General features: G+C 69.1%; 26 protein-coding genes. 14 read left to right on the forward strand and 12 right to left on the reverse strand.

The features are described 5' to 3' along the window. Positions 1–54 precede the first annotated feature (54 nt). The 3 genes from GGQ93_RS05755 to GGQ93_RS05765 are packed head-to-tail and all read right to left on the reverse strand — an operon-like array spanning position 55 to position 2,311. Complete coding sequence (locus GGQ93_RS05755; RefSeq protein WP_183215667.1) at positions 55–642, reverse strand: GNAT family N-acetyltransferase; 588 nt, start codon at positions 640–642, stop codon at positions 55–57. Beyond that, positions 642–1,748, reverse strand: a complete 1,107-nt coding sequence (aroB, locus tag GGQ93_RS05760; RefSeq protein ID WP_183215669.1) for a 3-dehydroquinate synthase — start codon at positions 1,746–1,748, stop codon at positions 642–644. Before aroB ends, GGQ93_RS05755 begins: the two co-directional genes overlap by 1 nt. Beyond that, positions 1,745–2,311, reverse strand: coding sequence for a shikimate kinase (locus tag GGQ93_RS05765; RefSeq protein ID WP_183215671.1), 567 nt, complete (start codon positions 2,309–2,311; stop codon positions 1,745–1,747). Before GGQ93_RS05765 ends, aroB begins: the two co-directional genes overlap by 4 nt. Before the next feature lie 125 nt (positions 2,312–2,436). On the opposite strand from GGQ93_RS05765, the gene GGQ93_RS05770 reads away from it, so the two are divergent. The 4 genes from GGQ93_RS05770 (at position 2,437) to GGQ93_RS05785 (ending at position 5,520) form a co-directional block, all read left to right on the forward strand. Further along, positions 2,437–3,339, forward strand: coding sequence for a site-specific tyrosine recombinase XerD (locus tag GGQ93_RS05770; protein WP_183215673.1), 903 nt, complete (start codon positions 2,437–2,439; stop codon positions 3,337–3,339). A gap of 116 nt (positions 3,340–3,455) precedes the next feature. Next, the gene (locus GGQ93_RS05775; protein WP_183215675.1) at positions 3,456–4,403 is read left to right on the forward strand and encodes an acetyl-CoA carboxylase carboxyltransferase subunit alpha; all 948 of its coding nucleotides are present in this window, start codon (positions 3,456–3,458) and stop codon (positions 4,401–4,403) included. Positions 4,404–4,474: 71 nt separating this feature from the next. Further along, entirely contained in the window at positions 4,475–5,023 is a 549-nt protein-coding gene (locus tag GGQ93_RS05780) for a response regulator (protein WP_182714831.1), read from the forward strand. Then, positions 5,020–5,520 (forward strand): chemotaxis protein CheE, encoded by a 501-nt coding sequence (locus GGQ93_RS05785; RefSeq protein WP_183215677.1) that lies wholly within the window; start codon positions 5,020–5,022, stop codon positions 5,518–5,520. Before GGQ93_RS05780 ends, GGQ93_RS05785 begins: the two co-directional genes overlap by 4 nt. Here the strand turns inward: GGQ93_RS05785 and GGQ93_RS05790 are convergent. The 3 genes from GGQ93_RS05790 to GGQ93_RS05800 form a co-directional block, all read right to left on the reverse strand. Next, a complete protein-coding gene (locus GGQ93_RS05790) occupies positions 5,505–7,391 on the reverse strand; it encodes an ABCB family ABC transporter ATP-binding protein/permease (RefSeq protein ID WP_183216097.1) in 1,887 nt (628 codons plus the stop codon). The genes GGQ93_RS05785 and GGQ93_RS05790 overlap by 16 nt on opposite strands. A 62-nt stretch (positions 7,392–7,453) precedes the next feature. Continuing rightward, a complete protein-coding gene (locus GGQ93_RS05795; RefSeq protein WP_183215679.1) occupies positions 7,454–8,470 on the reverse strand; it encodes a threonine aldolase family protein in 1,017 nt (338 codons plus the stop codon). Next, the gene (locus GGQ93_RS05800) at positions 8,470–9,420 is read right to left on the reverse strand and encodes a mechanosensitive ion channel family protein (RefSeq protein ID WP_183215681.1); all 951 of its coding nucleotides are present in this window, start codon (positions 9,418–9,420) and stop codon (positions 8,470–8,472) included. The genes GGQ93_RS05795 and GGQ93_RS05800 overlap by 1 nt, the downstream gene beginning before the upstream one ends. Before the next feature lie 127 nt (positions 9,421–9,547). On the opposite strand from GGQ93_RS05800, the gene GGQ93_RS05805 reads away from it, so the two are divergent. From GGQ93_RS05805 to GGQ93_RS05815, 3 genes are all read left to right on the forward strand, one after another. Continuing rightward, positions 9,548–10,102 (forward strand): FKBP-type peptidyl-prolyl cis-trans isomerase, encoded by a 555-nt coding sequence (locus GGQ93_RS05805; RefSeq protein WP_183215683.1) that lies wholly within the window; start codon positions 9,548–9,550, stop codon positions 10,100–10,102. Between the two features lie 117 nt (positions 10,103–10,219). Further along, on the forward strand, positions 10,220–12,175 hold the full coding sequence (locus GGQ93_RS05810) for a M61 family metallopeptidase (RefSeq protein ID WP_183215685.1): 1,956 nt from the start codon (positions 10,220–10,222) through the stop codon (positions 12,173–12,175). A 227-nt stretch (positions 12,176–12,402) separates the two neighbouring features. After that, entirely contained in the window at positions 12,403–14,388 is a 1,986-nt protein-coding gene (locus GGQ93_RS05815) for a M61 family metallopeptidase (RefSeq protein WP_183215687.1), read from the forward strand. 4 nt (positions 14,389–14,392) lie between these two features. On the opposite strand, the gene GGQ93_RS05820 is transcribed toward GGQ93_RS05815, so the two are convergent. After that, positions 14,393–15,193 (reverse strand): class I SAM-dependent methyltransferase, encoded by an 801-nt coding sequence (locus tag GGQ93_RS05820; RefSeq protein WP_221233574.1) that lies wholly within the window; start codon positions 15,191–15,193, stop codon positions 14,393–14,395. Between the two features lie 146 nt (positions 15,194–15,339). On the opposite strand from GGQ93_RS05820, the gene hemB reads away from it, so the two are divergent. The 4 genes from hemB to GGQ93_RS05840 are packed head-to-tail and all read left to right on the forward strand — an operon-like array spanning position 15,340 to position 18,662. Then, the gene (gene hemB / locus GGQ93_RS05825; RefSeq protein WP_183215689.1) at positions 15,340–16,338 is read left to right on the forward strand and encodes a porphobilinogen synthase; all 999 of its coding nucleotides are present in this window, start codon (positions 15,340–15,342) and stop codon (positions 16,336–16,338) included. Next, positions 16,338–16,907 (forward strand): GNAT family N-acetyltransferase, encoded by a 570-nt coding sequence (locus tag GGQ93_RS05830; protein ID WP_183215690.1) that lies wholly within the window; start codon positions 16,338–16,340, stop codon positions 16,905–16,907. Before hemB ends, GGQ93_RS05830 begins: the two co-directional genes overlap by 1 nt. Before the next feature lie 53 nt (positions 16,908–16,960). Next, on the forward strand, positions 16,961–17,302 hold the full coding sequence (locus GGQ93_RS05835) for a hypothetical protein (protein WP_152950118.1): 342 nt from the start codon (positions 16,961–16,963) through the stop codon (positions 17,300–17,302). A gap of 55 nt (positions 17,303–17,357) precedes the next feature. After that, the gene (locus tag GGQ93_RS05840; RefSeq protein ID WP_183215691.1) at positions 17,358–18,662 is read left to right on the forward strand and encodes a hypothetical protein; all 1,305 of its coding nucleotides are present in this window, start codon (positions 17,358–17,360) and stop codon (positions 18,660–18,662) included. A gap of 4 nt (positions 18,663–18,666) precedes the next feature. On the opposite strand, the gene GGQ93_RS05845 is transcribed toward GGQ93_RS05840, so the two are convergent. The 4 genes from GGQ93_RS05845 to tpiA all read right to left on the reverse strand — a co-directional run bounded on the left by GGQ93_RS05845 (position 18,667) and on the right by tpiA (position 21,975). Further along, positions 18,667–18,825 carry a hypothetical protein gene (locus GGQ93_RS05845; RefSeq protein WP_183215693.1) on the reverse strand — a complete coding sequence of 53 codons (159 nt, stop codon included), beginning with the start codon at positions 18,823–18,825 and terminating at the stop codon, positions 18,667–18,669. Between the two features lie 99 nt (positions 18,826–18,924). Next, positions 18,925–20,577, reverse strand: a complete 1,653-nt coding sequence (gene pyrG / locus GGQ93_RS05850) for a CTP synthase (RefSeq protein WP_054765579.1) — start codon at positions 20,575–20,577, stop codon at positions 18,925–18,927. Positions 20,578–20,697: 120 nt separating this feature from the next. After that, complete coding sequence (secG, locus tag GGQ93_RS05855; RefSeq protein ID WP_370513356.1) at positions 20,698–21,117, reverse strand: preprotein translocase subunit SecG; 420 nt, start codon at positions 21,115–21,117, stop codon at positions 20,698–20,700. Between the two features lie 108 nt (positions 21,118–21,225). Then, positions 21,226–21,975 (reverse strand): triose-phosphate isomerase, encoded by a 750-nt coding sequence (gene tpiA, locus GGQ93_RS05860; protein WP_054765577.1) that lies wholly within the window; start codon positions 21,973–21,975, stop codon positions 21,226–21,228. Positions 21,976–22,113: 138 nt separating this feature from the next. Here tpiA and GGQ93_RS05865 point away from each other — a divergent pair, with 138 nt between their 5' ends. Together GGQ93_RS05865 and trpE are read left to right on the forward strand one after the other, a co-directional pair. Further along, on the forward strand, positions 22,114–24,021 hold the full coding sequence (locus GGQ93_RS05865; protein ID WP_183215695.1) for a peptidylprolyl isomerase: 1,908 nt from the start codon (positions 22,114–22,116) through the stop codon (positions 24,019–24,021). Further along, positions 24,018–25,532, forward strand: a complete 1,515-nt coding sequence (trpE, locus tag GGQ93_RS05870; RefSeq protein WP_183215697.1) for an anthranilate synthase component I — start codon at positions 24,018–24,020, stop codon at positions 25,530–25,532. The genes GGQ93_RS05865 and trpE overlap by 4 nt, the downstream gene beginning before the upstream one ends. Here trpE and GGQ93_RS05875 read toward each other — a convergent pair. Next, complete coding sequence (locus tag GGQ93_RS05875) at positions 25,529–25,735, reverse strand: peptidoglycan-binding protein (protein WP_183215699.1); 207 nt, start codon at positions 25,733–25,735, stop codon at positions 25,529–25,531. The two genes, trpE and GGQ93_RS05875, sit on opposite strands and share 4 nt — an antisense overlap. Positions 25,736–25,822: 87 nt before the next feature. On the opposite strand from GGQ93_RS05875, the gene GGQ93_RS05880 reads away from it, so the two are divergent. After that, entirely contained in the window at positions 25,823–26,413 is a 591-nt protein-coding gene (locus GGQ93_RS05880) for an anthranilate synthase component II (RefSeq protein WP_183215701.1), read from the forward strand. The last annotated feature ends 3 nt before the right edge of the window (positions 26,414–26,416 follow it).

Genomic DNA, 26,416 nt, shown 5'->3' on the forward strand with positions numbered 1-26,416 from the left:
TGATTCACCGTTTCAGCGGAACCGCGTAGCGGTTCCTCCTCAACGGATCAGGCTCTAGCCGAACGCCGCCAGCCTTCGATCCAGCCCGTCCCGCACCTCGGGCCAGTCGTCGTCGATCACGGCGAACATGGCCGTATCCCGCGCCCGGCCGGTCCAGGTGGTCTTGTGCTTTCTCAGAACGCCCTCGGCCTTGGCGCCCAGTTTGCGGATCGCCGCCTGGCTCTGGGCATTGACCGCGTCGGTGATGATCTCGACCCGCACCGCGCCGGCGTCGAAGGCGTGGCCCAGCAACAGCCGCTTGCAGGCCGGATTGACCGGCCCGCCCCGCGCCTCGGGCCGATAGAAGGTCGATCCGATCTCACAGCGTCGATAGGCCGGGTGGATCTCGTAAAGGCTGGTCGTCCCGACCACCGCCCCGTCCGACAGCCGCCGCACGGCGTAGGCGATGCGCGTTCCGGCCCCCATGGCCTTGAGGGCGGCGCCCCACCAGCCCTCGAAATGCGCGCCATAGGCGGACGCGACCATGATCTCCCAGGCGGCCGGATCGCAATCCAGCGCCGCCTTCATCGTCTCCCGCAAATCCTCGGTGAACGGCTCCAGCCGCACGAACCGATCCTCCAGCGGGACCGTGGCGATCTGCATCAGCCCGTCGCCCCTTCGGCGATCAGGAAGGCGCGCACCTTGTCCGCATCCACGCCCTTGGCGACAAAGGCCCGGCCGATCCCGCGCGCCAGGATCAGGGTCAGGGCGCCGCCCTCGGCCTTCTTGTCCCCGGCCATCAGGGCCAGCAGCCCGTCGGCTTCGAAGGCGCCCGCCTGATCCAGCCGCGTGGGCAGGCCCGCCGCCGCGATCACCGCCTCGACCCGCGCGGCGTCCTGGGACGAACACAGCCCCTCGCGCGCCGAATAGCGCAAGGCCATGCAGCAGCCCAGGGCCACCGCCTCACCGTGGGCCAGGGCGTCCTCGTCGAACCCGACCTCGGTCTCTATGGCGTGGCCGAAGGTGTGTCCCAGGTTCAGCAGGGCGCGGCGTCCCGCCTCCTTCTCGTCCTCCCCGACCACGGCGCTCTTGATCTCGACCGAGCGGATCACCGCCCGTTCCAGGGCCGCCGGATCGCCCTTCGCGCCCGCCGCCCCCTCGCCCGCCAGCCAGTCGAAGAAGGCGGCGTCGCAGATCAGCCCGTGCTTCAGCACCTCGGCCCAGCCGGACTTCACCTGCCGCGCCGGCAGGGTCGCCAGAACGTCGATGTCGGCCAGGACCAGGCGCGGCTGATGGAAGGCGCCGACCAGGTTCTTGCCCCGCGGCGTGTCGATGGCCGTCTTGCCGCCGACGGACGAGTCGACCTGGGCCAGCAGGGTCGTCGGGATCTGCACGAAGTCGATGCCGCGCATGTAGAGCGCCGCCGCCAGCCCGGCCAGGTCGCCGACCACCCCGCCGCCCAGGGCGATCACCACGTCCTTGCGGTCCAGCCCGATCTCCAGCAGCCGGTCCAGCACCCGCTCCAGCTGGGCGAAGGATTTCGACCCCTCGCCCGGCGGCACGGCGACGATCCGGCTCTGGACCCCCGCCGCCGCCAGGGATGCGGTCAGGGCGGCGCCGTGAACGGCCTCGACCGTCTCATCGGTGATGATCACCGTCCGGCCCCGGGCCAGGGGCGCGATCCGGGCGCCCGCCTGCTGCAGCAGCCCGCGCCCCACGATCACCTGATAGGCGGCGAAGGCGCCGCCGCTGACGGAAATGGTCGTCATGCTTTCGTCTCCGCACGGCGGCGTGTGCGCCAGTGTCGGCGCAGGGTCTTGTGGATGGCGTCCACCGCCTGGCCATGAGACCCCTGCCCCACGTCCACGGTGACGTCGGCCTCGCCATAGATCGGATAACGGACCTCGGCCAAGGCCGTCAGCACCTCCAGCGGGTCCTTGCCGCGCAACAGGGGGCGGGTGTCGCGCCGCGCCACCCGTTCGGCGATGACCGCCAGATCGGCCCTCAGCCAGACCGTGTCGGCTCTTTCCTTCAGCAGGGCGCGGGTCTCCGGGTTCATCATCGCCCCGCCGCCGGTGGCCAGGACCAGGGGCGGCCCCTCCAGCAGGCGGCGAATCACCCGCGCCTCGCCGGCCCTGAACTCGGCCTCGCCCAAGGCGGCGAAGATTTCGGACACGGTCATTCCCGCCGCCTCCTCGATCTCCACGTCTCCGTCGGCGAAGGGCAGTTTCAACCGATTGGCCAGCCGCCGCCCCACCGACGATTTGCCCACCCCCATCAGGCCGACCAGGGCTATGGTGCGGGTCGGGCCCGGATTCGCGCGCCGCCTCATCCGGCGGCTCCGGCGGAACGGACGGCGAAGGAAACGGCGAAGGCGACGGCGCAGGCGGACATGATCGTTGGAACCTCTACACCAAGCCCGGCCTCGCGCCATCCGTTCGCAGGAACGATCGCCGCATGACGCCCCAAATCGAAGCTTTTCTGGAGATGATGGCGGTGGAGCGCGACGCCTCGCCCCACACCCTGGCGGCCTATGGGCGGGATCTGGCCGACGCCGAATCCGCCCTGACCTCGGACGGCGGCCTGATGCAGGCCCCGGCCGAGGCGGTCGAGGCCTGGTTCGCCGACCTGTCGCGCCGGGGCCTGTCGGCGGCCACCGCCGCCCGACGCCGATCGTCGGTGCGGCAGTTCTACCGCTTCGCCCTGGCCGAGGGCTGGCGGGCCGACGATCCGTCGCGTCGCCTGGACGCCCCCAGACAGGGCCGCCCCCTGCCCAAGTCCCTCAGCCGGGACGAGATCGACCGGCTGCTGGCCGCCGCCGCAGCCCGAGACGCGGCCGCCGGCCTGCGGCTGGTCGCCCTGGTCGAACTGGCCTATGCCTCGGGCCTGCGGGTGTCGGAACTGCTGGGCCTGAAGGTCGAGGCCGTGCGCCGCGATCCCGCCTATCTGATCGTGCGCGGCAAGGGCGGCAAGGAGCGGTTGGCCCCGCTGAACCCCGCCGCCCGCGCGGCGCTGAAGGCATGGCTGACGGCGCGCGACGCCCGGCGCAAGCCCGAGGCGCCCGACAGCCCCTGGCTGTTTCCATCCTCCGGCCGTTCCGGCCATCTGACCCCGCGCCGGTTCGCCCAGCTGCTGGACGAGGCCGCGGTCGCGGCGGGCCTCGACCCGGCGCGGGTCAGCCCCCACGTCCTGCGTCACGCCTTCGCCACCCATCTTCTGGAGGGCGGCGCCGACCTGCGCGTGGTCCAGACCCTGCTCGGCCACGCCGACATCGCCACCACCCAGATCTACACCCACGTCGCCACCGACCGCCTGGCCCAGGTCGTCCAGCAGAACCACCCCTTGGCGCGGGACGAATAACTCCGACTCACGGCTGTGAAAGCGACATTGTCACCCCGCTTGCCCCACGGCCCCGACCTCTCTAGTTTCCCCCGCCTTCCCCTGGGGCGCCTCGCCCGCCGTTTTCGGACGCCTTTATGGCCACGCACTATCTCGATTTCGAAAAGCCGATCGCCGATCTGGAAGCCAAGATCGAAGAGCTGTCGGCCCTGTCCGAGACCTCCGGGGGCTTCGACAACGAGATCGCCGGCCTGCGCAGGAAGGCTGAACAGCTGCGCAAGAAGACCTACGCCGGCCTTGACCCCTGGATGAAGACCCAGGTGGCGCGGCATCCGCAACGCCCCCACTTCATCGACTATGTCCAGGGCCTGTTCACCGACTGGACCGAACTGCACGGCGATCGCCAGTTCGGCGACGATCAGGCCATTCTGGGCGGGCTGGCGCGATTCCGGGGCCGTCCGGTCGTCGTCATGGGCCATGAGAAGGGCCACGACACCGAGACTCGCCTGACCCACAACTTCGGCATGGCCCGGCCCGAGGGTTATCGCAAGGCCGTGCGCCTGATGGACATGGCCGAACAGTTCGGCCTGCCGGTCCTCAGCTTCATCGACACGGCCGGCGCCTATCCGGGTCTGGGCGCCGAAGAGCGCGGTCAGGCGGAGGCTATCGCCCGCTCGACCGAACGGTGCCTGACCCTGGGCGTCCCCTCCATCGCCACCATCACCGGGGAAGGCGGATCCGGCGGCGCCATCGCCATCGCCGCCGCCAGCCGCGTCCTGATGCTGGAGCATTCGATCTATTCGGTCATCTCGCCCGAGGGGGCGGCCGGCATCCTGTGGCGCGACGGCGCCCGCGCCCGCGACGCCGCCATGGCCATGAAGATCACCGGCCCGGATCTTGTGGCGCTGAAGATCGTGGATCGTCTGATCGAGGAGCCGACCGGCGGCGCCCACGCGGACCGCGACGGCGCCCTGGCCCGGGTCGGCGACGTCCTGGCCGAGGAGCTTCAGTCCTTCCAGGGTCTGTCGCCCAAACAGATCAAGACCCGCCGCGCCGAGCGGTTCTACGCCATCGGCGCCCTCTGATCGAACGCCGTTAACCGCGCGTCCACCTCCAGGTTCTAGCCTATAGGACCTGAGGATTGGAAAGTTCGGACATGCCGACACAGTCGGATACGCTCAGAGAAAGCGCCGTCTTCAATCTGAGCGGCGCCGTCGTGATGGTGGTCGATGATTCGCCCTTCTCCCTGACCCTGACCACAGGCGTCCTGTCGGGTTTCGGGGTACGTCCGGCCTATACGGTCAGCAGCGGGGTTCAGGCCCAGAGCCTCCTGGCTGAAAAGCCGATCGACCTCTTGCTGATCGACACCGACATGCCCGACATAGACGGGTTCGAACTGGTGCGATGGTTGCGCCGGTCCGGCCCAAATCCCAACGCCTTCACCCCCGTCATCATGACGGCCAGCCACATCCGACGCGGTCGGGTGGCCGAGGCGCGGGACTGCGGCGCCAACTTTGTCGTCACCAAGCCCTTCAGCGCCGCCATGCTGCTGGAGCGCATCCTTTGGGTCGCCCGCGACACGCGCCCCTTCCTTGAGGTCGGGGACTATCTGGGCCCGGATCGTCGCTTCGTCCGCCCCGAACTCTATGAGGGCGAGGAACGGCGCGCCGACAGGCTCCGCAACAATATGGTGGAGTTCGCATGACGGTCATCACCCACGTTCAACGCCGCTCGCGCCTGGCGGAGATGGTGGATCGCCCCGGCGGCGTCAGCGTCGGCGTCGCCCTCGCTCAGGCCCAGGCCAATCTGGGCGGGTTGAGGGACCAGGCCTGCGCCATCATCGCCGACAACATCGCCGTCCTCCTGGCCGAGCCGGCGCCGGGCACGATCGAGGCCCTGCGGCTGGACCTGGCCTATTCAGCGTCCAACCAGATCATCGACGCGGCCAGCCCCTTTGCGATGGATGATCTGTGCACGGCCGCCAAGGGTCTGTGCGACCTTCTGGACGCCGCCCCGCGCCAGGGTGGTTTCGACTGGCGCATCGCCACCGTCCACGCCCAGGCCATGAAGCTGCTGCTCAGCCTGCCGACCGACGCTGCGGCGCCCCGCGCCGCCATCGTCGAAAACCTGGCCGAGGTTCTTAAGCGCAAACTGCCCGTCCAGTCCCAGACGGCTCATCAGGCGGTTCAGCCGGCGGCCTGAATCGTCCTGCCCGCCCGCGTCTGTTTGCGCCACAGGGCGGCGTACTCCCCGCCCTGGCGCGCCACCAGTTCGTGATGGGCGCCGCGCTCGACGATCCGCCCCGCCTTCAGCACCAGGATCTGGTCGGCGTCGGCCACGGTGGACAGCCGGTGGGCGACCACCAGGGTGGTGCGTCCGGCGCTGACCCGCCGCAGCGTCTTCTGGATCGCCGCCTCGGTGCGACTGTCCAGGGCGCTGGTGGCCTCGTCCAGGATCAGGATGCAGGGATCGGCCAGCAGGGCGCGTGCGATGCCCACCCTCTGCCGTTCGCCGCCCGACAGTTTCAGCCCCCGTTCTCCGACCCGTGTCTGCATCCCGTCCGGTAATCCGCGGATGAAGTCGGCCAGTTCCGCCGCCTCGGCCGCCGCCCAGACCTGGGCCTCGTCCGCCTCGGGCCGGGCGAAGGCGATATTGGCCGCCAAGGTGTCGTTGAACAGGGCCACGTCCTGCGGCACCAGGGCCACGGCGGCCCGCAAGGACGCCTGGGTCACGTCGCGCACGTCGCGGCCGTCGATCAGAACCCGGCCCTCCTGCGGGTCGATCAGGCGCAGGGCCAGTTTGACGATGGTCGACTTGCCCGCCCCCGAGGGCCCGACCAGGGCGGTGGTGGTTCCGGGCGCCGCCACGAAGCTGACGTCCTCCAGCCCATTGGCGCGGGCGTCGTGGCGGAAGCCGACGTGCTGGAACGCGACTTCGGCGCCGCGCGCTTCGGTCGGGCGCGGCAGAGGCTGGGCGTGGAGCGCATCGGCCACCTGGGGCGTCTGGCGCGTCACCTTCAGCATCTCCTCCATGTCGATGAAGGATTGGCGGATCTCGCGATAGGCGAAGCCGAGGATGTTCAGCGGGGCGTACAGGGAGACCATGATCAGCACCGCCGCGGTCACATCGCCCGGCCCCATTCGTCCGGCCGCCGCCTCAAACCCGGCCATCACCGCCATCACCCCCAGACCAAGGTTCATGATCAGGGCCTGAATCCCGTTCAGCAGGGCCAGGGAGGTGTTGGCCTTCAAGGCCGCCGCCGCATAGTCGCCCAGCGCCCGGTCATAGGTCAGGGCCGCCCGCGCCTCGGCGCCGAACGACTTGACCGTCTCATAGTTCAGAAGGGCGTCGACCGAGACCCCGGCGGCCTCCGAGTCGGCGGCGTTCATCACCCGCCGATGCTCCAGCCGCCAGTTCGACAGGGCGAAGGTGGCCGAAGCGTAGACGACCACCACCGCGATCGCCACAGCGGCGAACCGCCAGTCGTACTTGCCGCCCAGCACCGCCGCCGCCAGCACCAGCTCCACCCCCGTCGGGACCAGGTTGAAGGCCAGGATGCGCAGCAGGAAGTCCACGGCCCGCGAGCCGCGATCCAGGGTCCGCGACAGGGCGCCGGAGCGTTTGGTCTGGTGGAAATCCAGCGACAGGCTCAGGGCGTGGGCGAAGCCTTCGGCGGCTGTCCGCCTCTGGGCCGCCGCCCGGACCGGGGCGAAGACGACGTCTGAGGCCTGGGGCGCCGCCGCTGACAGAAACCGCACCAGGGCCCAGCCGACCGCAAAGGCGGCGAAGCCCCAGCCCATGGCGACGGCCGTTCCCTGTCCGGCCGCCAGCCGATTGACCGCCGCGCCCAGGACCAGGGGCGCCAGCACGCCCAAACCCTTGCCCGCCAGGGTCAGGGCGATCGCCGCCCCCAGCCGCACGCGCAGCTGCGGCGCGCCCGATCGCCCGACCAGCCGCACCAGATCCGCCAGCGCCTTCAGCGTCGGTGGGCCTTCCGTCCTGTCCTGCATGCTCCCCGCCTGCTGCGCCTTGACCATCGGGTCGCGCCGGCCGCCGGAGCGCTCTCCGCGCATCGCCATGGTTCGCATATGGACAGTCAAGACGGCCGGGAAAAGGCCGCCCGGCGCCGGACGGCTCAGTTCAGGCCGGCGATGGCGGCGATCAGCTCGTCCACCGCCTCTTCCTGGGTCGCCCAGGAACAGACGAACCGCACCGAGCCGTCGTCGAACTGATAGCAGGCCCAGCCCAGGGCCTTCAGCCTCTGGTGCGCCTCGGCCGGCATACGGACGAAGACCGTATTGGATTCGACCGGATGAGCCAGGACGAAGGGCGAGCGCGTCGCGATCCCCGCCGCCAGACGCTGGGCCATCAGATTGGCGTGGGCGCCGCCCGCCTCCCAGTCGCCGCTTTCCAACAGCCCCAGCATGGGTCCGGCCAGCGTCCGGGCCTTGGACGCCGTCTGTCCGGCCTGTTTCAGCCGATTGTCCAGCCGCCGCGCCAGGCTCTTGTCGAACAGGACCAGGGCCTCGACGCAAGACGCGCCCGCCTTGGCGCCGCCGAACACCAATATGTCCACGCCCAGGCGCGCAATGTCCTTCAGGTCGAACCCGGCCGCAGCCGCATTGGCCAGCCGCGCCCCGTCTATATGCACCCCATAGCCGCGCGCCTTCACCGGCTCGATCAGATGGCGCAGCTCTTCTTCCGTATAGACGGCGCCGTATTCCGTGGCCTGGGTCAGGGACAGGGCGGCCGGCGGCTGGCGATGGCCGACCTCGGGCTCGGTCAGCTGCGCCTTCAGCGCCAGGGGATCGATCCGCCCGGAGAAGCCCGGCAGGCCGATCAGCCCCACCCCCTGGCCGAAGAAGCCCGGCGCCCCCGTCTCATCGGTGCAGACATGGGCGGCGTTGTGCGCAAGCACCGCCTCGAACGGATAGGTCAGCATCGACAGGGCGATGGCGTTGGCCGCCGTGCCGCTGAAGACGAAACGGACGTCAGCGTCGGCGTCCAGCCTCTGGCGAATCTGGTCGGCGGCCCGCGCCGTGATCGCATCGGCGCCGTAGGAGGGAACAAAGCCCGCGTTGGCCTGGATCAGGCCCTCCAGGGCGCTGGGCGCCATTCCGGCGGTGTTGTCGGATCCGAAATCGTAACGCATCAGCGGGTCTTTGTACTCGTCTCTTCGGCCTGGCTCGGGTCGACCGTCCGCACACGGACCACCGGCATGACGTCCTCGTCGCCATAGGGCACGGCGACCTGGTGCGGGAAGGGAATCTCGATCTCGGCGGCGTCCAGCGCCTCCTTGCCGCCCTGCATCAGATCGGCCTGGGTCTGCCACCAGTCCTCGACCTTGACCCAGGCGTGCAGGGTGATCTGGACCGCGCTGTCCAGCAGGCCGGTCACCCCGGTCCAGGGATGGGGGTCGTGCAGAACCTTCTCATGGGCCGCGGCCATGTCGGCCAGGACGCGGCGCGCCTTGTTCAGATCCTCGCCGTAGCCGACGGTGAAATTGATCTCGATCCGCCGGGTCTGCTGACCGGTCAGATTGGTCAGGGGGTCGCTCAGGACCTTGGAGTTCGGAATGACGATCTTGTGGTTGTTGGCGTTCGACAGCTGGGTCGTGAACAGGTCCAGCCGCTGCACCGTCCCGGCCATGCCGCCGACGTCCACCACGTCCCCGACGCGGTAGGGCCGCAGGATCAGAAGCATGATGCCCGAGGCCACATTGGACAGCGTCCCCTGAAGCGCCAGGCCCACGGCCAGGGACGCCGCCCCCAGGACCGCGATGATGGAGGTGGTCTGCACCCCCAGCCTTTGCAGCACGGCGATCATGCCGATGATGATCACCACCACCCGGACCACCTGAACGGCGAAGCTGAGGACCGTCTGGTCGTGGCGGAAGGCGCCGATCCGCGACAGCGCCCTTCGCGCCAGCCCCGCCGCCCATTTGGCCGCGAACAGGGTCGCGGCGAAGATCAGGGCCGCGATGATCAGATTGATGGCGAAGTCGCCGGCCATGTCGGTCAGCTTGGCGATCATGACGGCGTCGACGGCCACGGCCTGGCGACCGGCCGCCACTGCTTCGGCGAGAGAGTTGTCTATGGACATGGTCGCGGGTCTAACGCCTTAAGTCCCGATTGGAACCCCGCCGGCTCAATTTCCCGCTCCTTCCGCGCATGTCGCCTTCGCGCAAAGACGGTTGGCGGCGGCCCGTTCGGCCTGATAGCGTCGCCTTATGACTCGCACCCTCCCGATCCTCCTCGCCGCCCTCGCCGTCTCCGCCTGTGCGACGCGCGGGACGCCGGTCTCCTACGCCGAAACGGCTTCGGCGGCCGCCCGCGCCGCAGCCCAGGTCGAGGGCCAGGCCGGCCAGACGCCGCAGCAGGCCTGGGACGCCGGAAACCAGGCCTATCTGGCGTGGAACGGCGCCCGGCGCGGCTGGACCACCACCGCCAGCGGCCTGCAATACCGCCGCGTGGGCAAGGCCCATCCCGAGGGCGCCCAGCCTTCGGCGACCGATACGGTCAAGGTCCATTATCGCGGGACCTTCATCGACGGACGCGAGTTCGACAGCTCCTACGCCCGCAACGAACCGGCCGAGTTTCCGCTGAACCGGGTCATCAAGGGCTGGACCGAAGGGGTGGCCCTGATGCGGGTCGGCGAGACCTATGAGTTCGTCATTCCGCCGGCCCTGGCCTATGGCTCGCGCTGGGTCGGCGGCGACCAGCTTCCGCCCAACTCCACCCTGCGCTTTTCGGTGGAGCTGCTGGACGTCGCCCCCGGCGCCTGACGCCGGGGTCCGGGCGAACGAGATTTTCGGAGTCCGATCGGCCGGACCGCTTGACGATCCACGCGGTGCGGCGGACTGTCGCGCCTCTCCCTTTCCTGAGTTCGAAAGTCCGCGTCCATGATCCGCACCCGCCTTCGCGCCGTCGGCCTCGCCCTCCTGCTGGCCTCCGCCGCACCGGCCGCCCTGGCGCAACAGGCGTCGACGGCGGCGCCCGCCCTGCCGGCGCCCCTGACGCCCATCCCAGCGGCGCGCGACGTCGCCTATCCGGGGGTGATCGGTCTGGAAATCGACGCGACCAACCTGGGCCAGCACATCTTCTCGATCACCGAGACTCTTCCCGTCGCCCAGAGCGGGCCCATGGTCCTGTTCTTCCCTGAATGGCTGCCGGGCAACCACGGTCCGGTCGGGCCGATCACCCAGCTGGCGGGGATCGAGATCACCGCGAACGGCCGGCGGGTCGAATGGGTCCGCGACACCCTCAGCCCCTTCGCCTATCACATCACGGTTCCGGCCGGGGCGACCGAGCTGAAGATCGCCATGCAGCACCTGTCGCCGACCAGCGGCGCCCAGGGCCGGGTGACGATGACGCCCGAGATGCTGAACATCCAGTGGGAGAAGATGCTGCTCTATCCCGCCGGTCACTGGTCGCGGAACATCATGGTCCATCCCACGGTCAAGTTCCCCACCGGCTGGCGGTTCGGCACGGCCCTGGAGCCTGAGAGCAAGGAGGGCGACCTCCAGACCTTCAAGCCGGTCAATCTGGAAGTCCTGATCGACAGTCCCGTCTTCGCCGGCCTCCACTATCGCCAGATCGATCTCGATCCCGGCGGCCGCTCTCCGGTTCGCGCCAACATCGTCGCCGACGAGGCCAAGAACCTGGAAGCCACCGACGAGCAGGTCCAGATCCTGCGCAACCTCGTGACCCAGATGGACCGCCTCTACGGCGCTCGCCATTTCGACCACTACGACTTCCTGATCGCCATGACCGACAAGCTGGGCGGCATCGGTCTTGAGCATCATCGCTCCTCCGAGAACTCGGTCGATCCCGAGTTCTTCACCGGCTGGGCCACCCATCTGGGCGACCGCGATCTGCTCAGCCACGAGATGAACCACTCCTGGGACGGCAAATGGCGTCGCCCGGCGGACCAGTATGTGCCTAACTTCAACAGCCCGATGCAGAACAGCCTGCTGTGGGTCTATGAAGGCCAGACCCAATACTACGGCCAGGTCGTCGCGGCCCGTTCGGGCCTTCTGACCAAGGAACAGGCCATGGACTCCCTGGCCATGACGGCGGCCTCCTATGACTACCGGGTCGGGCGCGGCTGGCGCGCGCTTCAGGACACCACCAACGACCCGATCATCAGCCAGCGCCGGCCCAAGGCCTGGCTGTCCTGGCAGAGGGACGAGGACTACTATTCCGAGGGCCAGCTGATCTGGCTCGACGTCGACACCACGATCCGTGAGAAGACCGGCGGGCGCAAGTCGCTCGACGACTTCGCCCGCGCCTTCTACGGCGTCCAGGACGGCAGTTTCGAACCGGCGCCCTATGCGTTCGAAGACGTGGTGGCGGCCCTGAACGGGGTAGTCGAGAACGACTGGGCGGCCTTCCTGCGCGCCCGCCTGGACGCCGTCGGTCCCGACGCCCGCGCGCCCCTGGACGGGCTGGAGCGCGGCGGCTGGCGGCTGACCTACGGCGAGACCCCGACCGCCTATCAGAAGACCCTGTACGGCGAGTTCAAGCGCAACGACTTCACCTATTCCCTGGGCCTGCAGACCGGCGAGAACAATGCGATCCGCAGCGTCCAGTGGGGCAGTCCGTCCTTCAAGGCCGGCCTGGCGCCGGGCATGGAGATCGTCGCCGTCAACGGCCAGGCCGCCAAGCCGGACCGACTGGCCGAGGCCGTCACCGCCGCCAAGGACCCCGCCGTGCCGATCACCCTGATCGTCAAGGACGGCGACCAGTACCGGACCGTCGTCCTCGACTATCACGACGGCCTTCGCTACCCGCGCCTGGAACGCATCCCCGGAACCCCGGACCGGCTGGGCGACATACTGACGCCGCGCCGACGCTGACGCCGATAGAACCCCTTTCTGTCTCTCCGCTTCGCTCCGAGCCGCCGCCCCATCGCCTCGCGACAGGGAGGAGACAACACCGTCTCCTCCCCACAGGGTGGGGAGGTGGCGCGGCGCCGCTCGGCGCCGTGACGGAGGGGCTCTAACGCCGCACCGCGCCCGCTGCACTTGACGCCCCTTGCCCGCTCCCCGACGGTGCAGATCTGCCCTCTCGTTCGGATGACCTGATGCCGCGTACCCGCCTGACCGCCGCCGCCTGCCTCGCCGCCCTGATGACGGCCGCCCCAGCCCTGGCCCAGGATTTCCAGTCGACGCCGGTGGTGGTCGAGGCGCGCGACGCGGCCCTGGCCCTGCCGCGGCCCCAACCGGCCATCCCCGCCCCTGCGGACAGGCCCTATCCCGGCGTCATCCAGTACCGGGCCGACATTACCGACCTGGACCGGCGAATCATCCGCGTCAGCCAGACCATACCGGTCGCGGGGCCCGGCCCGCTGACCCTGCTCTATCCGAAATATCTGCCGGGCAACCACGCCGCCACCGGCCCCATCCAGCTGCTGGCCGGCCTTACCGTCACGGCGAATGGTCAGAGGCTGGAATGGCTGCGCGACACCCTCGACCCCTACGCCTTCCACCTGGACGTTCCGGCGGGCGTGACGGCGATCGAGGTGGCCTTCGAACAGCTGACCCAGCCTGACAGCTCCAACTGGCGCGTCCTGATGACCCCCGCCATGGTCAATCTGCAGTGGGAGAAGGCCATCCTCTATCCGGCCGGCTACTACAGCCGCCAGATCCAGGTCGCCCCCTCCATCCGCCTGCCCGCAGGCTGGAGCTACGGCACGGCCCTGAAGACCGAAGGCCGCGACGGCGATGTGGCGCGGCTGGAGACCACCGACCTCTACACCCTGATCGACAGCCCGGTTTTCGCCGGCGCCCACTATCGCCGCGTCGATATCGACCCGAACGGCGCCCCGTCTGAATCAAGGGTCCACCTGAACCTCCTCGCCGACGAGGAGAAGGGTCTCGCCGCCACCGAAGAGCAGTTGAAGCTCTACGAGAACATGGTCCAGCAGGCCGACCGCCTGTTCGGCGCCCGTCACTTCGACAACTATGAGTTCCTCTTCGCCCTGACCGACCAGATGGGCGGCATCGGCCTGGAGCATCATCGCTCCTCCGAGAACACCGGCGCCCCCGGCTTCTTCACCGACTGGGCCAAGAGCGCCGGCGATCGCGCCCTTCTGCCCCACGAATACACCCACTCCTGGAACGGCAAGTTCATGCGCCCGGCGGATGAGCTGACCGCCAACCACAACGTCCCGACCCAGAACACCCTGCTGTGGGTCTATGAGGGCCAGACGGAATATTGGGGCGATGTCCTGGCCGCCCGTTCGGGCCTGCATTCCAAGGGGGTGGCCCTGGCGACCCTGGCCTCGATCGCCGCCTTCTATGACAACCAGCCCGGCCGTCAGTGGCGCGCCCTTCAGGACACCAACAACCACAATCTCCTGGGCTACCGCGTGCCCGGCCAATATCCCTCCTGGATGCGGGGCACCGGCGACTACTATCGTGAAAGCCTGCTGGTCTGGCTGGACGCCGACACCCTGATCCGGGCCGAGACCGACGGCCGCAAGTCGCTCGACGACTTCGCCCGGGCCTTCTTCGGCCACAGCGCCGGCTCTTGGACGCCCCAGGGCTACACCTTCGATCAGGTGGTGGCCGCCCTGAACGCGGTCCATCCGCACGACTGGGCCGGCTTCCTGCGGGATCGGCTGGACGCCGTCGGCCCCGACGCCCGCGCGCCCCTGGCGGGGATCGAACGGGGCGGCTGGCGCCTGACCTATACCGACACGCCCAACGCCGATGAAAAGGCGGTGAACGGCGGCTGGGCCAATGACTTCCAATATTCGCTGGGCTTCAGCCTGTCGGGTGACAAGCTGGCCAATATCCGCTGGGGCGGCCCGGCCTTCGAACAGGGGATCGGCGCCGGCTGGTCGCTTGTCGCCGTCAACGGCAAGGCGGGCTCGGCGGAGGTTCTGCGCGACGCCGTCACGGCCGCCAAGGGGACGGACGCCCCCCTGGAGCTGCTGATCAAGTCCGGCGACCGGTTCCGCACCGTCGCCTTCGACTATCACGACGGCCTGCGCTATCCGCGTCTGGAGCGGATCGAAGGAACCCCGGACTGGCTGTCCGACATCCTGGCCCCGCGCCGGCGCTGAGGTCTCAGCCCGGCTTTCTGAAACGATAGACGAACTGGTCGGTCTTGCCGCGGATGGCGGCGTCGAAGACGTTCAGACTGTGGTCGTCGTCGGGGTTGGCGACCGCCCGGCTCTCGGCCTCGAAGACGAAGCCGGCGGCCTCGACCTCGCGCCTCAGATAGTCGCCCTCGATCCGGTGCAGGGTCTGAACCGCCGAAATCCCCGTCCCCGGCGCCGCCTGGTGGTCGATCACCACATAGCGGCCGCCGGGCTTCAGGGCGGCGAAGACCGCGGCGTTCATCCTGGCCACATCGGTGTTGAAGCCGGGAATGTGGAAGTCGTGGTACTCCTGGCTCATGAAGACTAGGTCCAGCGGCTGGTCATAGGTCATGGAGTCCAGCAGACCATTGACCCGCGTCACATTGGGATAGGCCGCGACCAGGGCGTCGGCCAGGGGGTTTTCCCGCGTCATGGTCCGCTCGGGCACGAAGGCGTAGACCCGGCCCGTCGGCCCGACCACGTCCGAGAACAGACGGGTGAAATAGCCGGCGCCGGGGCGGATGTCGGCCACCTTGTCGCCGGGCGCGACCTGGGCGAAGGCCAGGATTTCGGCCGGATGACGCAGCGGATCGCGCGCCACCTCCTCGGCCGGGCGTTTCGGATCGGCGACGGCGTCGGCATAGAGGGAGACATAGGCGGGGGCGGACGAGGACGCGCTGTCCACGACCACCGTCCGGTCGCCGCCGTCGGAGGCGATGATGATACATCCCGACAGTCCCGCCGCCAGGGCCAGAACCGCCGCGCCCGCCGCCCATCGTCTCATCATCTCGTCTCCCTCAGTTCGTCGCGATAGGCTCGCATTTCGTCGCCCGGCGCAAGCCGCTATCCCGCTTGAAACGATCCGAATCCTCACGCGATTTGCGCCCCGGCCCCGGCGGCGCTAGTCCGGCGACAGATTTCCAAGGTCTCGCCATGCTCCCCTACCAGCCTGCCCCCTTCCCGCTCGCCCGTCCCCGGCGTCTGCGCGCCAGCCCCTGGGTGCGCCGCATGGTCGCCGAGACCGTCCTGACCCCGGCCGACCTGATCTGGCCTTTGATCGTCCACGACGGCGCCGAGGACCGCGTCCCCGTCGCCTCCATGCCCGGCGTCTTCCGCCTGTCGCCCAAGGAAGCCGCAAAGGCGGCGGTCGAGGCGCGCGACCTCGGCATTCCGATGCTGGCCCTCTTCCCGAACGTCGATGGGGCGATCAAGGACTCGGTCGGCACAGGCGCCACCGATCCCGACGGCCTGATCCCCGACTGTATCAAGGCCATCAAGGACGCCGCGCCCGAGATCGGAATCATGACCGACGTGGCGCTGGACTGCTACACCGACCACGGCCACGACGGGGTTCTGGAGGGCGAGCGGATCGTCAATGACGCCAGCCTGGATCGCCTGGCCGAACAGGCCTTCATCCACGCCCACGCCGGCGCCGACGTCGTGGCCCCCTCGGACATGATGGACGGCCGCATCCAGGCGGTGCGCGAGGCCCTGGAGGCCAACGGCTTCCAGGACACCCTGATCCTCTCCTATGCGGCCAAATACGCCTCGGCCTTCTACGGCCCTTACCGCGACGCCGTCGGCTCCTCGAGGGCGCTGAAGGGCGACAAGAAGACCTATCAGATGGACTACGCCAACTCCGACGAGGCCCTGAAGGAGGTCGCCATGGACCTGTCGGAAGGCGCCGACGCGGTCATGGTCAAGCCGGGCATGCCCTATCTCGACATCGTCCGGCGTGTGTCCGAAACCTTCCGCGTCCCGACCTTCGCCTATCAGGTCTCGGGCGAGTACGCGATGATGCAGGCCTCGATCGCCAACGGCTGGCTGGACCAGGACCGGGCCATCCTTGAGACCCTGCACGGGTTCAAGCGCGCCGGCTGCGCGGGCGTCCTGACCTATTTCGCCCCCCAGGCCGCGCGGCTGCTGGGCTGATGCGGCCTGAGGTCCAGATCCGCGAGGCGACCCCCGCCGACATGGCGGCCGTCACCGCCATCTATGCCGAAAGCGTCGCCAACGGGCGCGGCACCTTCGAGCTGGAGCCGCCGGACGAGATCGAGATGGCCGCCCGCTTCGCCGCCGTCCAGGCCCTGGGCCTGCCCCGCCTGGTCGCCGAGATCGAGGGCGCCGTGGTCGGTTACGCCTACGCCGGGCCGTTCCGCACCCGCCAGGCCTATCGCTACATGGTCGAGGACTCGATCTATGTCACGCCAGAAGCCCGCGGCCGCGGCGTCGCCGGCGCCCTGCTGGATCAACTAATCAATCATTGCGAGGCGCTCGGCCTGCGCCAGATGGTCGCCGTGATCGGCGACTCCGCGAACCAGGGCTCCATCGCCCTGCACCGCGCCCGCGGCTTCGCCGACGCCGGGGTGTTCAAGGCGGCAGGCTGGAAACACGACGACTGGCGCGACGTCGTCTTCATGCAGCGGGAACTGGGCCCGGGCGGCCGAACCCCGCCCGACGCCCCCGGCCTGCCCCTGGTCGACAAGAAGCCGGTGCGGTGAAGGACGCGGGCGATCCATTGCGACGGGGGAGTGCAACGCCTATCCTTGGCGTCGTGAAGATCGTCTCGTCCCTTCTGCTGCTGGTCGGCGCCCTTGCGGTGCTGACCCTGGGCGCCCTCGGCGTCTCGGCCATCCCGGCCATGGCCGAGGCGCCCTGCCACGAGACGGGCCACAAGGCGCCGGACCCGTCTGGCAAGGCCCCCGACAAAGCCCCAGATAAGGCCATGAAGGCCATGGCCTGCTGTGTCGCCTGCGTCGCGGCGCCGACCATTCCGCCCGCTGCCCGTCCGCAGACGGCTGCGGCGCCGCTTCGCCTGACCGCCGTTTCACCCGCCCTCCCGTCGGGCCGCCGACTGTCGCCCGAGCCCGGCCCGCCCCGCCTCCTGATCACCTGAACCCCCGCGCCCTCCGGCGCTCCTTCAGTCACGATCATTGAAAAGGAGGCCTTTCATGGCCACCCGTATCCGCGTCGGCGCCTGCGCCGGCGTCTCCCTGCTCGCCCTCGCCTCAGCGGCGGCCGCCCAGGACCACAGCCATCACGGCCAGCACGCCGCAGCGCCCGCGGAGGCTCCGCACGCCTCCCACGCAATGACCAGCCCCTACGGCGCCTGGGCCATGAGCCGCGACGCCTCCGGCACCAGCTGGCAGCCCGATTCCGGCGAACACGCCGGAATCCACACCGTCCGGGGCGACTGGACGGTGATGACCCACGCCCTGCTGAACCTGACCTACGACACCCAGTCCGGCCCCCGCGGCGGCGACAAGACCTTCGCCTCGGGCATGTTGATGACGACGGCTCGCCGTGACTTCGACGACGGTTCGACCCTGAACCTGCGCGCCATGCTCAGCCCCGACCCCCTGATGGGCAAGTCCGGCTATCCGCTGCTGCTGGCCGCCGGCGAAACGGCGAACGGCGTCGATCCCCTGGTGGACCGCCAGCATCCGCACGACTTCTTCATGGAGCTGTCGGCCAGCTATTCGAAACGCCTGTCCGAAAAGGACAGCCTCTACGGCTACATCGGCCTGCCCGGCGAGCCCGCCTTCGGCCCGCCCGCCTTCATGCACCGGATGAGCGCGATGGACAGTCCCGAGGCGCCCATCACCCACCACTGGCTGGACTCGACCCATATCGTCTTCGGCGTGACGACCCTGGGCTGGGCCCACGACCGGTTCAAGATCGAGACCTCGGCCTTCAAGGGGCGCGAGCCGGACGAGGAACGCTGGGGCATAGATGAGCCGAAACTGGACAGCTGGTCGGTGCGAGCCTCCTGGAACCCGTCGTCCGACTGGGCCCTCCAGGCCTCCTACGCCGATGTCTCGGCCCCGGAACAGCTCGAGCCTGACGAGGACGAGACCAAATGGTCGGCCAGCGTCCTCCACACCCGCCGCCTGGGCGAGACCGGCTGGTGGTCCTCGACCCTGGCCTGGGGCCGCAAGACCAACAGTCACGATGAATCCAAGGACGGCTGGCTGCTGGAATCCGCCCTCCATCCGAACGACCGCTGGACCGTCTTCGCCCGGGCCGAACGGATCGAGACCGACGAACTGGTCCCCGGCGATCACGGCGGCCACGGCCCGCTCTACACGGTGGGCAAGGCGTCTGTGGGCGCCGTCCGCGACTGGCGGATCGCCCCGCGCGTCCGCTTCGGCCTCGGCGCCCTCTATGCGATGAACCGCGTGCCGGACGCGCTGGAGCCGATCTACGGCGGCGATCCGGACGGCGGCATGGTCTTCATGCGGCTGAAGATCGACTGACGGCTCAGGCCCGCCCGGTTTGCGCCGGGTGGGCCGACGCCGCCGCCAGGCCGCGAACGACCTCATAGCCGATCACGCCGACGCCGAACATGAGCCCAAGGCCGGCGACAATGAGCACCAGGCGGACATGCCGGTGCAGGTAATAGAGCAAGGCGCCGATCATCGACGGTCCATCCTGTCGGATCGTCCTAATTCGATCCGTTCCAGGCATTTTATCGCAAAAAGGACGCCAACCGGAATCGCAGGTCCGTGAGCGTCGTTCTCACACCAGCCGGCTCTGCACCACGGCCGCCGCAATGAAGCTGGCGAACAGCGGATGCGGCGCGAAGGGCCGGCTCTTCAGCTCCGGATGGTATTGAACCCCGATGAACCAGGGGTGGTCCGGCCGCTCCACAGTTTCGGGCAGGACGCCGTCGGGCGACAGCCCGGCGAAGACCAGACCGGCCTTGGCCTCGATCGCCTCGCGATAGTTGATGTTGACCTCATAGCGATGGCGGTGCCGTTCGCTGATGGTCGTGGTCCCATAGATTTCGGCGATCCGAGACCCTTCGGCCAGGGTCGATTCATAGGCGCCCAGCCGCATGGTGCCGCCCAGGTCGCCGCCCTGCTGGCGCAGGACGCGCTGGTTGCCCTGGGTCCATTCGGTCATCAGACCCACGACCGGCTCGGTCGTAGGCCCGAACTCCGTCGAGGAGGCCTTGGGAAAACCGGCCAGGTTCCGCGCCGCCTCGATCACCGCCATCTGCATGCCGAAACAGATGCCGAAATAGGGGATGTTGCGCTCGCGGGCGAACCGCGCCGCCTCGATCTTGCCTTCCGACCCACGCTCGCCGAAGCCGCCGGGCACCAGGACGGCGTGGGCGCCCTGAAGCCGCTCCTCACAGGCTTCCGGATCGCCTTCGAAGGTGTCGGCCTCGACCCAGTCGATATTGACCTTGACGTTGTTCGCAACCCCGCCGTGGTGCAGGGCCTCGATCAGGGACTTATAGGCGTCCTTCAGCACCGTATATTTGCCGACCACGGCGATGGTGACCTCGCCGTCGGGCTGCAGCCGCCGCCGCGCGATCTCCCGCCAGCGCGTCAGATCGGGCTCGGGCGCGTCCTCGATGCCGAAATGGGCCAGGACCTCCTTGTCCAGCCCCTCGCGGTGATAGTCCAGCGGCACCGCATAGATGTCGGCCGAGTCCATCGCCTGGATGACGCCGCTTTCGCGGACGTTGCAGAACTGGCCGATCTTGCGCTTCTCTTCGGGCGGGATCGGCTGTTCGCAGCGGCACAACAGGATGTCGGGCTGGATCCCGATCGAGCGCAGCTCCTTGACCGAATGCTGCGTCGGCTTGGTCTTCATCTCACCGGCCGTCTTGATGAAGGGCAAGAGGGTCAGGTGGACGAAACAGCTCTTGCCGCGCGGCAGGTCCTGGCCCAGCTGGCGGATGGCTTCGAAGAAGGGCAGGCCCTCGATGTCGCCGACCGTGCCGCCGATCTCGACCAGGACGAAGTCCACGTCCTCGCCCGCATCCGTCAGGGCCGGGGTCAGGCAGAAGGATTTGATCTGGTCTGTGACGTGGGGAATGACCTGGACGGTGGCGCCCAGATAGTCGCCGCGCCGCTCCTTCTCCAGAATGGTCGAATAGATCCGGCCGGTGGTGATGTTGTCGGACTTCGCCGCCGACACGCCGGTGAACCGCTCATAGTGGCCCAGGTCCAGATCGGTCTCGGCGCCGTCGTCGGTCACGAAGACCTCGCCGTGCTGATAGGGGCTCATCGTCCCCGGATCGACGTTCAGATAGGGGTCGAGCTTGCGCAGGCGGACCTTGTAGCCGCGCGCCTGCAGAAGAGCGCCGAGAGCGGCGGAAGCGAGGCCTTTTCCAAGCGAGGAAACCACGCCGCCGGTGATGAACACATAGCGAGCCATGGGCGGACACCTTACTCCATGATTCGCGAACGACGCATGGGCCTCGGCGAATCGAACTGTTGATCAAAAGAAGAAAGCGCGCCCTGCGGCGCGCTTTCGGAACTCTGGGTCGGCGGGGCCTTACTGGGCCGGGGTGGGGGCCGGCTGCTGCGCCGGCGCCGCCGACGGCAGGCTGGCTTCCAGATCGTCCAGCGACGGGGCCGACGGTTGGGCGGGGGCGGCCGGCTGGGCTTGGGCGGGCTGTTGTTGCTGGGGCCGGGGCGTCGTGGCCAGGGAGCCCACGGCGTCGGCGTCGATCACCGAGGTGGAGGCGCGGTCCATATTGCCGACGACGGTCAGGATGATGGTCAGGCCGAACAGCAGGGCGGCCAGAACCCAGGTCACCTTGGTCAGCAGATTGCCCGCGCCGCGCGCGGTCATGAAGCCCGAAGGTCCGCCGCCCATGCCCAGGGCGCCGCCTTCCGAGCGTTGCAGCAGAACGACGCCCGTCAAGGAGACGGCGACCAGGATGATGGCGACGAGCAGGATGGTCTGGAGCATGGCGTCATTCATGTGGGCGCGGAGCTGCGCCGATCAAGCGGCGGCCTCTATCACCGATGCCGCCCAGGGGCAAACCTATAGCCGCGCCCGACCGCCCTGCCGCGTCGTTCAGGCCGCGCGGATGATCGGAAGAAAGTCCTCGGCCCTCAGCGAGGCGCCCCCGACCAGGGCCCCGCCGACCTCCGCCGTCGCCAGAATATCGGCCGCATTGTCCGGCTTGACCGAGCCGCCGTACAGGATCGGGACCCGGCGCGCCGCCTCGCCCAACCGGTCGATCAGGGCGCTGCGGATCGCCGCATGGACCTCGGCGATCTGTTCGAGGCTCGGGGTCAGGCCGCTGCCGATCGCCCAGACCGGCTCATAGGCCACCGCAAACGTCCGCTCCGCCAGTCCGTGGGGCAGAGAGCCCGCCACCTGGGCGCTGACGACCGCGACGGCCTGGCCGGCCTGTCTCTGTTCCAGCGTTTCGCCGACGCAGACGATCGGCTCCAGTCCCGCCGCAACGGCGGCCTGAACCTTGTCCGCCACCTGGGCGTCGGTCTCTCCAAAGGCGGCCCTGCGTTCGGAATGGCCCAGGATCACCAGCCCGGCCCCCGCATCCGCCAGCATTTCCGCCGAGATCGAGCCGGTGAAGGCGCCCGACGGCTTGTCATGACAGTCCTGCCCGCCGGTCTCGATCGCGCTTCCGCTCAGAACCGCGCTCATCTGATGAACCAGGGTGGCGGGAGGGCACAGGGCCACGCGGGCCTCGGTCGGCGTGGCGGAGAGGGCGGTCTTCAGCGCCTCGGCTTCGGACAGGGCGGCCGTCAGGCCGTGCATCTTCCAATTGCCGACGATCAACTTCACGGATTGTTTCATCGCCCCTGTCTAGGGGGCGAAAACCGCCGCGCCAAGAGGGGCGCCCCAATCTGGACATCAAGCCGTTCTTGCGGCGGCCCGCCCGGGCCGACTATACGCCGAAGCGAAGCCATCGTCGGCAAGTCTCCGGGTCCACGAATGATCACCGCCTTCCGCGCCTTCTCGCGCTCCAAATGGGCCGCCGCCCTGCTCGTCCTGATCGCGATCAGCTTTGTGATCGTGGGCGCGCGCATGGACGTCTTCGCCAACCTGGGACCGAAACACGTCATCGACGCCGGCGACCGTTCGATGAACGAGGCCGAGTTCTCGGCCGCCTTCGGACGGGTGCGCGAGAACATTCAGCAGCAGGCCGGTCGTCCGGTGACGAACGAGGACCTGATCGCCGAAAACATCCATGTCCGCTTTCTGGAAAGCCAGACCGAGCAGCTGGGCTTCCTCAACTGGGCGTGGAAGGCGGGCATCCGCCCCGGCAAGGAGTTGATCGTCAAACAGATCCGCCAGATCCCGGCCTTCTTCAACTCGGTCACGGGCCAGTTCGACCAGAAGGCCTATGAGAGCGCCCTGGCCCAGCAGAACCTGACCCCCGCAATGCTGGAACAGGACCTGCGCGACCAGTATGCGACCGAGCATTTCAACGCCGCCGTCTTCGCCGGCGCCCGCGCGCCCCGGATCTACGGGGCCCTGTTGGCCGGCGCCGCCTTCGAGAGCCGCGACGGCCGCTGGTTCGAAATCACCCCGGCCATGGCCGGCGACATCCCCGCCCCGACCGACGCCCAGTTGAACGCCTTCATCCAGGAGAACGCCGCCCGGCTGCGCGCGCCGGAGTTCCGCATGGCCTCCGTCGTCCTGTTCTCGCCGGAACCCGGCGCCGCCCCGGCCGTGTCGGAAGAGCGTATCCGCGAGCGGTTCGAGTTCAAGAAGGACAGCCTGGGCAAGCCCGAGACCCGCACCTTCGTCACCCTGACGGCGCCCAGCCGCGACGCGGCCCAGAAGATCGCCGCCGCCCTGCGCGCCGGTCAGTCGCCCGTAGACGTCGGCCGCGCCAACAGCATCCAGCCGGCCCAGTTCGACGCCACGCCTCGCTCCGCCGTCGGCGACGCCGCCACGGCCGCAGCCGTGTTCGGCCTTCAGCCCGGCCAGGTGTCGGACCCGGTCCAGGCGGGCGTGGGCTTCGCCGTCGCCAAGCTGACGGCGGTCCAGCCCGGTCAGCCCGCCAGCCTCGAGGGTTCGCGCGAGCAGATCATTCAGGAACTGCGCGCCGAGGACATCAAGGGCCAGACCTACGCCAAGGTCGAAAAGTACGAAGCCGCCCGAACCGCCGGCAAGAGCCTGGCCGACGCCGCGCGTGAAGCCGGGGCGCGGATCGTCGACCTGCCGCCCTTCACCCAGGACGGCAAACTGCCGAACGGCCAGCCGCTGAACGCCCCGCCGCAGCTGTTCGAAACGGCCTGGTCCCTGACCAAGGGCGGCGAGAGCGATGTGGTGGACGCCGGCCAGGGCCAGTATTTCGCGGTCCGGCTGAACGACATCCGTCCCTCGGCCCTGCCGACCCTGGCCGAGGTGCGCGAGCCCCTGGCCGCCCAGTGGAGACAGCGTGAGATTTCGCGCCGGCTCGCCGCCAAGGCCGAGGAGTTGGCCGGTCGCGTGCGCCAAGGCCAGGACATCGCCGCCGTGGCCCGTTCCGTCAACGCCCCCCTGACCGTCCGCACCGGCGTCGTCCGTGATCAGGCCACCCAGGAGGCCCTGGGTCAGGGCGTGCTGCAAGGTCTGTTCGGCCAGTCCAAGGGCCAGGTCTTCTCGCAACCGGGACAGGGCGGCGTCCTGATCGGCCGGGTCGATGACATCCACGCCGCCAATCCGGCGGTCGCCGGTCCGCTCGCCGAACAGGCCCGCCCGCGCATCACCCAGGAGATCGTCCAGGCCATGGTTCAGACCGAGATGGCGGCGGCGGCCAAACGCTCCAAGGCCAAGCATGACGTCGGCCTGGCGCGTCAGGCCCTGGGCCTGTCGGCCGAACCGACCGCGCCCGCCGCTCCGGCGCAATGACGCAGGCGGACAGCGGGCCCGATTTCGACGCCTTCGCCGCCGGCCTCTCGGCCGGTCGGCCCCAGGTGATCGTGCGTCGGGTGATCGACGACCTGGAGACCCCGGTTTCGGCCTATCTGAAGCTGGGGCTCCACCGGCCTTACGCCTGCCTGCTGGAATCGGTCGAGGGCGGCGCCGTCAAGGGCCGCTATTCGATCCTGACCCTGGACCCGGACGTGGTCTGGCGCTGTCGGTCGAACGCGGCGGAACTGGCGCGCGGTCCAGCCGTCGCCGAAGGCCGCTTCATTCCCGAGCCCCTGCCCACGCTTCAGTCGCTGCGCGCCCTGATCGCCGCCTCCAAGTTCGACCTGCCCGACGGTCTGCCGCCGATGGCGGCCGGCCTGTTCGGCGTCTTCGGCTATGACATGGTGCGCCTGCTCGAGCCGCTGGGCGAACCCAATCCCGACCCGCTGAACCTGCCCGATGCGGTCCTGACCCGACCGTCGCTGGTGGCGATCTTCGATTCCGTCGGCCAGGAGATCATCCTGGTCTCCGCCGCCTATCCCGACACGGGCGGCGACGCGCGGCAAGCCTTCGACGCCGCCGTCGCCAGGCTGGACGCTTTCGAGACGGGCCTGCGCGAGCCCTTGCCGGTGCGCGCCGCGCCGCAGCCCACGCCCGCCCCGACCTTCGCCTCGCCCGTGGACGAGGCCGGTTTCGGCCAGATGGTGGCCCGGGCCAAGGACTATATCGCCGCCGGCGACATCTTTCAGGTCGTGCTCAGCCACCGTTTCTCGGCGCCCTGGACCGAAGATTCGTTCGCCTTCTACCGCTCCCTGCGTCGCCAGAACCCGTCGCCCTATCTCTTCTATCTGAACTTCGAAGGCTTCCAGCTGGCCGGGTCCAGTCCGGAGATCCTGGTCCGGCTCAAGGACGGCCAGGTCACCATCCGACCACTGGCCGGAACCCGGATGCGCGGCGCCACGCCCGAGGCGGACAAGGCTCTGGAGGCCGAACTACTGGCCGATCCCAAGGAGCGGGCCGAACATCTGATGCTGCTGGACCTGGGCCGCAACGACGTCGGCCGCGTCGCCGCGCCGGGCACGGTCGAGGTGACCGAAAGCTTCGTCGTCGAACGCTACAGCCAGGTCATGCACATCGTCTCCAATGTACGCGGCAAGGCCGATCCGAAACTGGACGCCGTCGACACCCTGCTGGCGGCCCTTCCCGCCGGCACCCTGTCAGGCGCGCCCAAGGTCCGGGCGATGGAGATCATCGACGAGCTGGAAGCCGAAAAGCGCGGCGTCGGCTACGGCGGCGGCGTCGGCTATATTTCGGCGGGCGGCGAGGCGGACATCTGCATCACCCTGCGCACCGCCCTGTTTGCTGATGATCAGATCTTCGTCCAGGCCGGCGCCGGCGTGGTCGCCGACAGCGATCCTGCGGCCGAATACGCCGAGACCCGGCACAAGGCCCGCGCCCCCATGCGGGCCGCTGACGACGCCTGGCGGTTCCGCACCGGCAACCGCTAGGGCGCGTAGGTCGCCGGGCGTTCGTCGAATCGGACGCCGGGCCCCAGCACCACCACCCCGGCCATGACCACGGCGGCCGCAGCGGCCAGGGCGGCGGCGCCTAGCGCCGCATAGGGGCTGATCGGTTTGGGTTCGACAACGACCAGCTTCGCCTTTGCGGCGGCGATCTTGTCGGCGATGTCTTGTTCGGCGGCGAGTTTCACCCCTCCACCTGCCCCCATGACCGTTAAGATGCGCTTTAGCGACGCATATGCTTGGCGCGGACGCCTGTCACGCCTAGAAGCCTGATCATGATCCTCGTCGTCGATAACTACGACAGCTTTACCTACAACCTCGTCCACTACCTCGCGGAGTTGGGCGCGCCGACCCATGTGGTGCGCAACGATGACCTGACGGCGGCCGAGGCCTGGGCGCTGAACCCCGCCGCCGTCCTGCTGTCTCCCGGCCCCTGCGCGCCGGATCAGGCAGGCATCTGCCTGCCGCTGATCGAAAGCGCACCGGCCTCCATGCCCATCCTGGGCGTCTGCCTGGGCCACCAGGCCATAGGCCAGGCCTTCGGCGGCGACGTGATCCGCGCCAAGACCCTGATGCACGGCAAGACCTCGCCGATCCATCACGACGGCAAGAGCGTCTTCGCCGGCCTGCCCTCGCCCTTCACCGCCACCCGCTATCATTCCCTGGCCGTGAAGCGCGAAACCCTGCCCGACTGTCTCGAGGTGACCGCCTGGACCGCCGACGGCGAAATCATGGGGCTCCAGCACCGCAGCCGCCCGATCCATGGCGTTCAGTTCCACCCGGAATCCATCGCTACAGAACATGGCCACGACATGCTGGCCAACTTCCTTCAGATCGCCGGCGTGAAGCGCCTCGCGGCCGCCTGATCA

This window comes from Brevundimonas aurantiaca, from assembly GCF_014199955.1.
In the GTDB taxonomy this organism is placed as follows: Bacteria; Pseudomonadota; Alphaproteobacteria; order Caulobacterales; family Caulobacteraceae; genus Brevundimonas; species Brevundimonas aurantiaca.

Coding starts and splice junctions, on each gene's coding strand:
- GGQ93_RS05865 (WP_183215695.1), top strand. CDS start 22,114: ATGATCACCGCCTTCCGCGCCTTCTCGCGCTCCAAATGGGCCGCCGCC.
- GGQ93_RS05815 (WP_183215687.1), top strand. CDS start 12,403: ATGCCGCGTACCCGCCTGACCGCCGCCGCCTGCCTCGCCGCCCTGATG.
- GGQ93_RS05845 (WP_183215693.1), bottom strand. CDS start 18,825: ATGATCGGCGCCTTGCTCTATTACCTGCACCGGCATGTCCGCCTGGTG.
- GGQ93_RS05765 (WP_183215671.1), bottom strand. CDS start 2,311: ATGAGGCGGCGCGCGAATCCGGGCCCGACCCGCACCATAGCCCTGGTC.
- GGQ93_RS05795 (WP_183215679.1), bottom strand. CDS start 8,470: ATGCGTTACGATTTCGGATCCGACAACACCGCCGGAATGGCGCCCAGC.
- GGQ93_RS05805 (WP_183215683.1), top strand. CDS start 9,548: ATGACTCGCACCCTCCCGATCCTCCTCGCCGCCCTCGCCGTCTCCGCC.
- pyrG (WP_054765579.1), bottom strand. CDS start 20,577: ATGGCTCGCTATGTGTTCATCACCGGCGGCGTGGTTTCCTCGCTTGGA.
- GGQ93_RS05770 (WP_183215673.1), top strand. CDS start 2,437: ATGACGCCCCAAATCGAAGCTTTTCTGGAGATGATGGCGGTGGAGCGC.
- GGQ93_RS05800 (WP_183215681.1), bottom strand. CDS start 9,420: ATGTCCATAGACAACTCTCTCGCCGAAGCAGTGGCGGCCGGTCGCCAG.
- GGQ93_RS05755 (WP_183215667.1), bottom strand. CDS start 642: ATGCAGATCGCCACGGTCCCGCTGGAGGATCGGTTCGTGCGGCTGGAG.
- GGQ93_RS05840 (WP_183215691.1), top strand. CDS start 17,358: ATGGCCACCCGTATCCGCGTCGGCGCCTGCGCCGGCGTCTCCCTGCTC.
- GGQ93_RS05790 (WP_183216097.1), bottom strand. CDS start 7,391: ATGCGCGGAGAGCGCTCCGGCGGCCGGCGCGACCCGATGGTCAAGGCG.
- aroB (WP_183215669.1), bottom strand. CDS start 1,748: ATGACGACCATTTCCGTCAGCGGCGGCGCCTTCGCCGCCTATCAGGTG.
- GGQ93_RS05785 (WP_183215677.1), top strand. CDS start 5,020: ATGACGGTCATCACCCACGTTCAACGCCGCTCGCGCCTGGCGGAGATG.
- GGQ93_RS05780 (WP_182714831.1), top strand. CDS start 4,475: ATGCCGACACAGTCGGATACGCTCAGAGAAAGCGCCGTCTTCAATCTG.
- secG (WP_370513356.1), bottom strand. CDS start 21,117: ATGCTCCAGACCATCCTGCTCGTCGCCATCATCCTGGTCGCCGTCTCC.
- trpE (WP_183215697.1), top strand. CDS start 24,018: ATGACGCAGGCGGACAGCGGGCCCGATTTCGACGCCTTCGCCGCCGGC.
- GGQ93_RS05775 (WP_183215675.1), top strand. CDS start 3,456: ATGGCCACGCACTATCTCGATTTCGAAAAGCCGATCGCCGATCTGGAA.
- GGQ93_RS05810 (WP_183215685.1), top strand. CDS start 10,220: ATGATCCGCACCCGCCTTCGCGCCGTCGGCCTCGCCCTCCTGCTGGCC.
- GGQ93_RS05830 (WP_183215690.1), top strand. CDS start 16,338: ATGCGGCCTGAGGTCCAGATCCGCGAGGCGACCCCCGCCGACATGGCG.
- GGQ93_RS05820 (WP_221233574.1), bottom strand. CDS start 15,193: ATGATGAGACGATGGGCGGCGGGCGCGGCGGTTCTGGCCCTGGCGGCG.
- GGQ93_RS05880 (WP_183215701.1), top strand. CDS start 25,823: ATGATCCTCGTCGTCGATAACTACGACAGCTTTACCTACAACCTCGTC.
- hemB (WP_183215689.1), top strand. CDS start 15,340: ATGCTCCCCTACCAGCCTGCCCCCTTCCCGCTCGCCCGTCCCCGGCGT.
- tpiA (WP_054765577.1), bottom strand. CDS start 21,975: ATGAAACAATCCGTGAAGTTGATCGTCGGCAATTGGAAGATGCACGGC.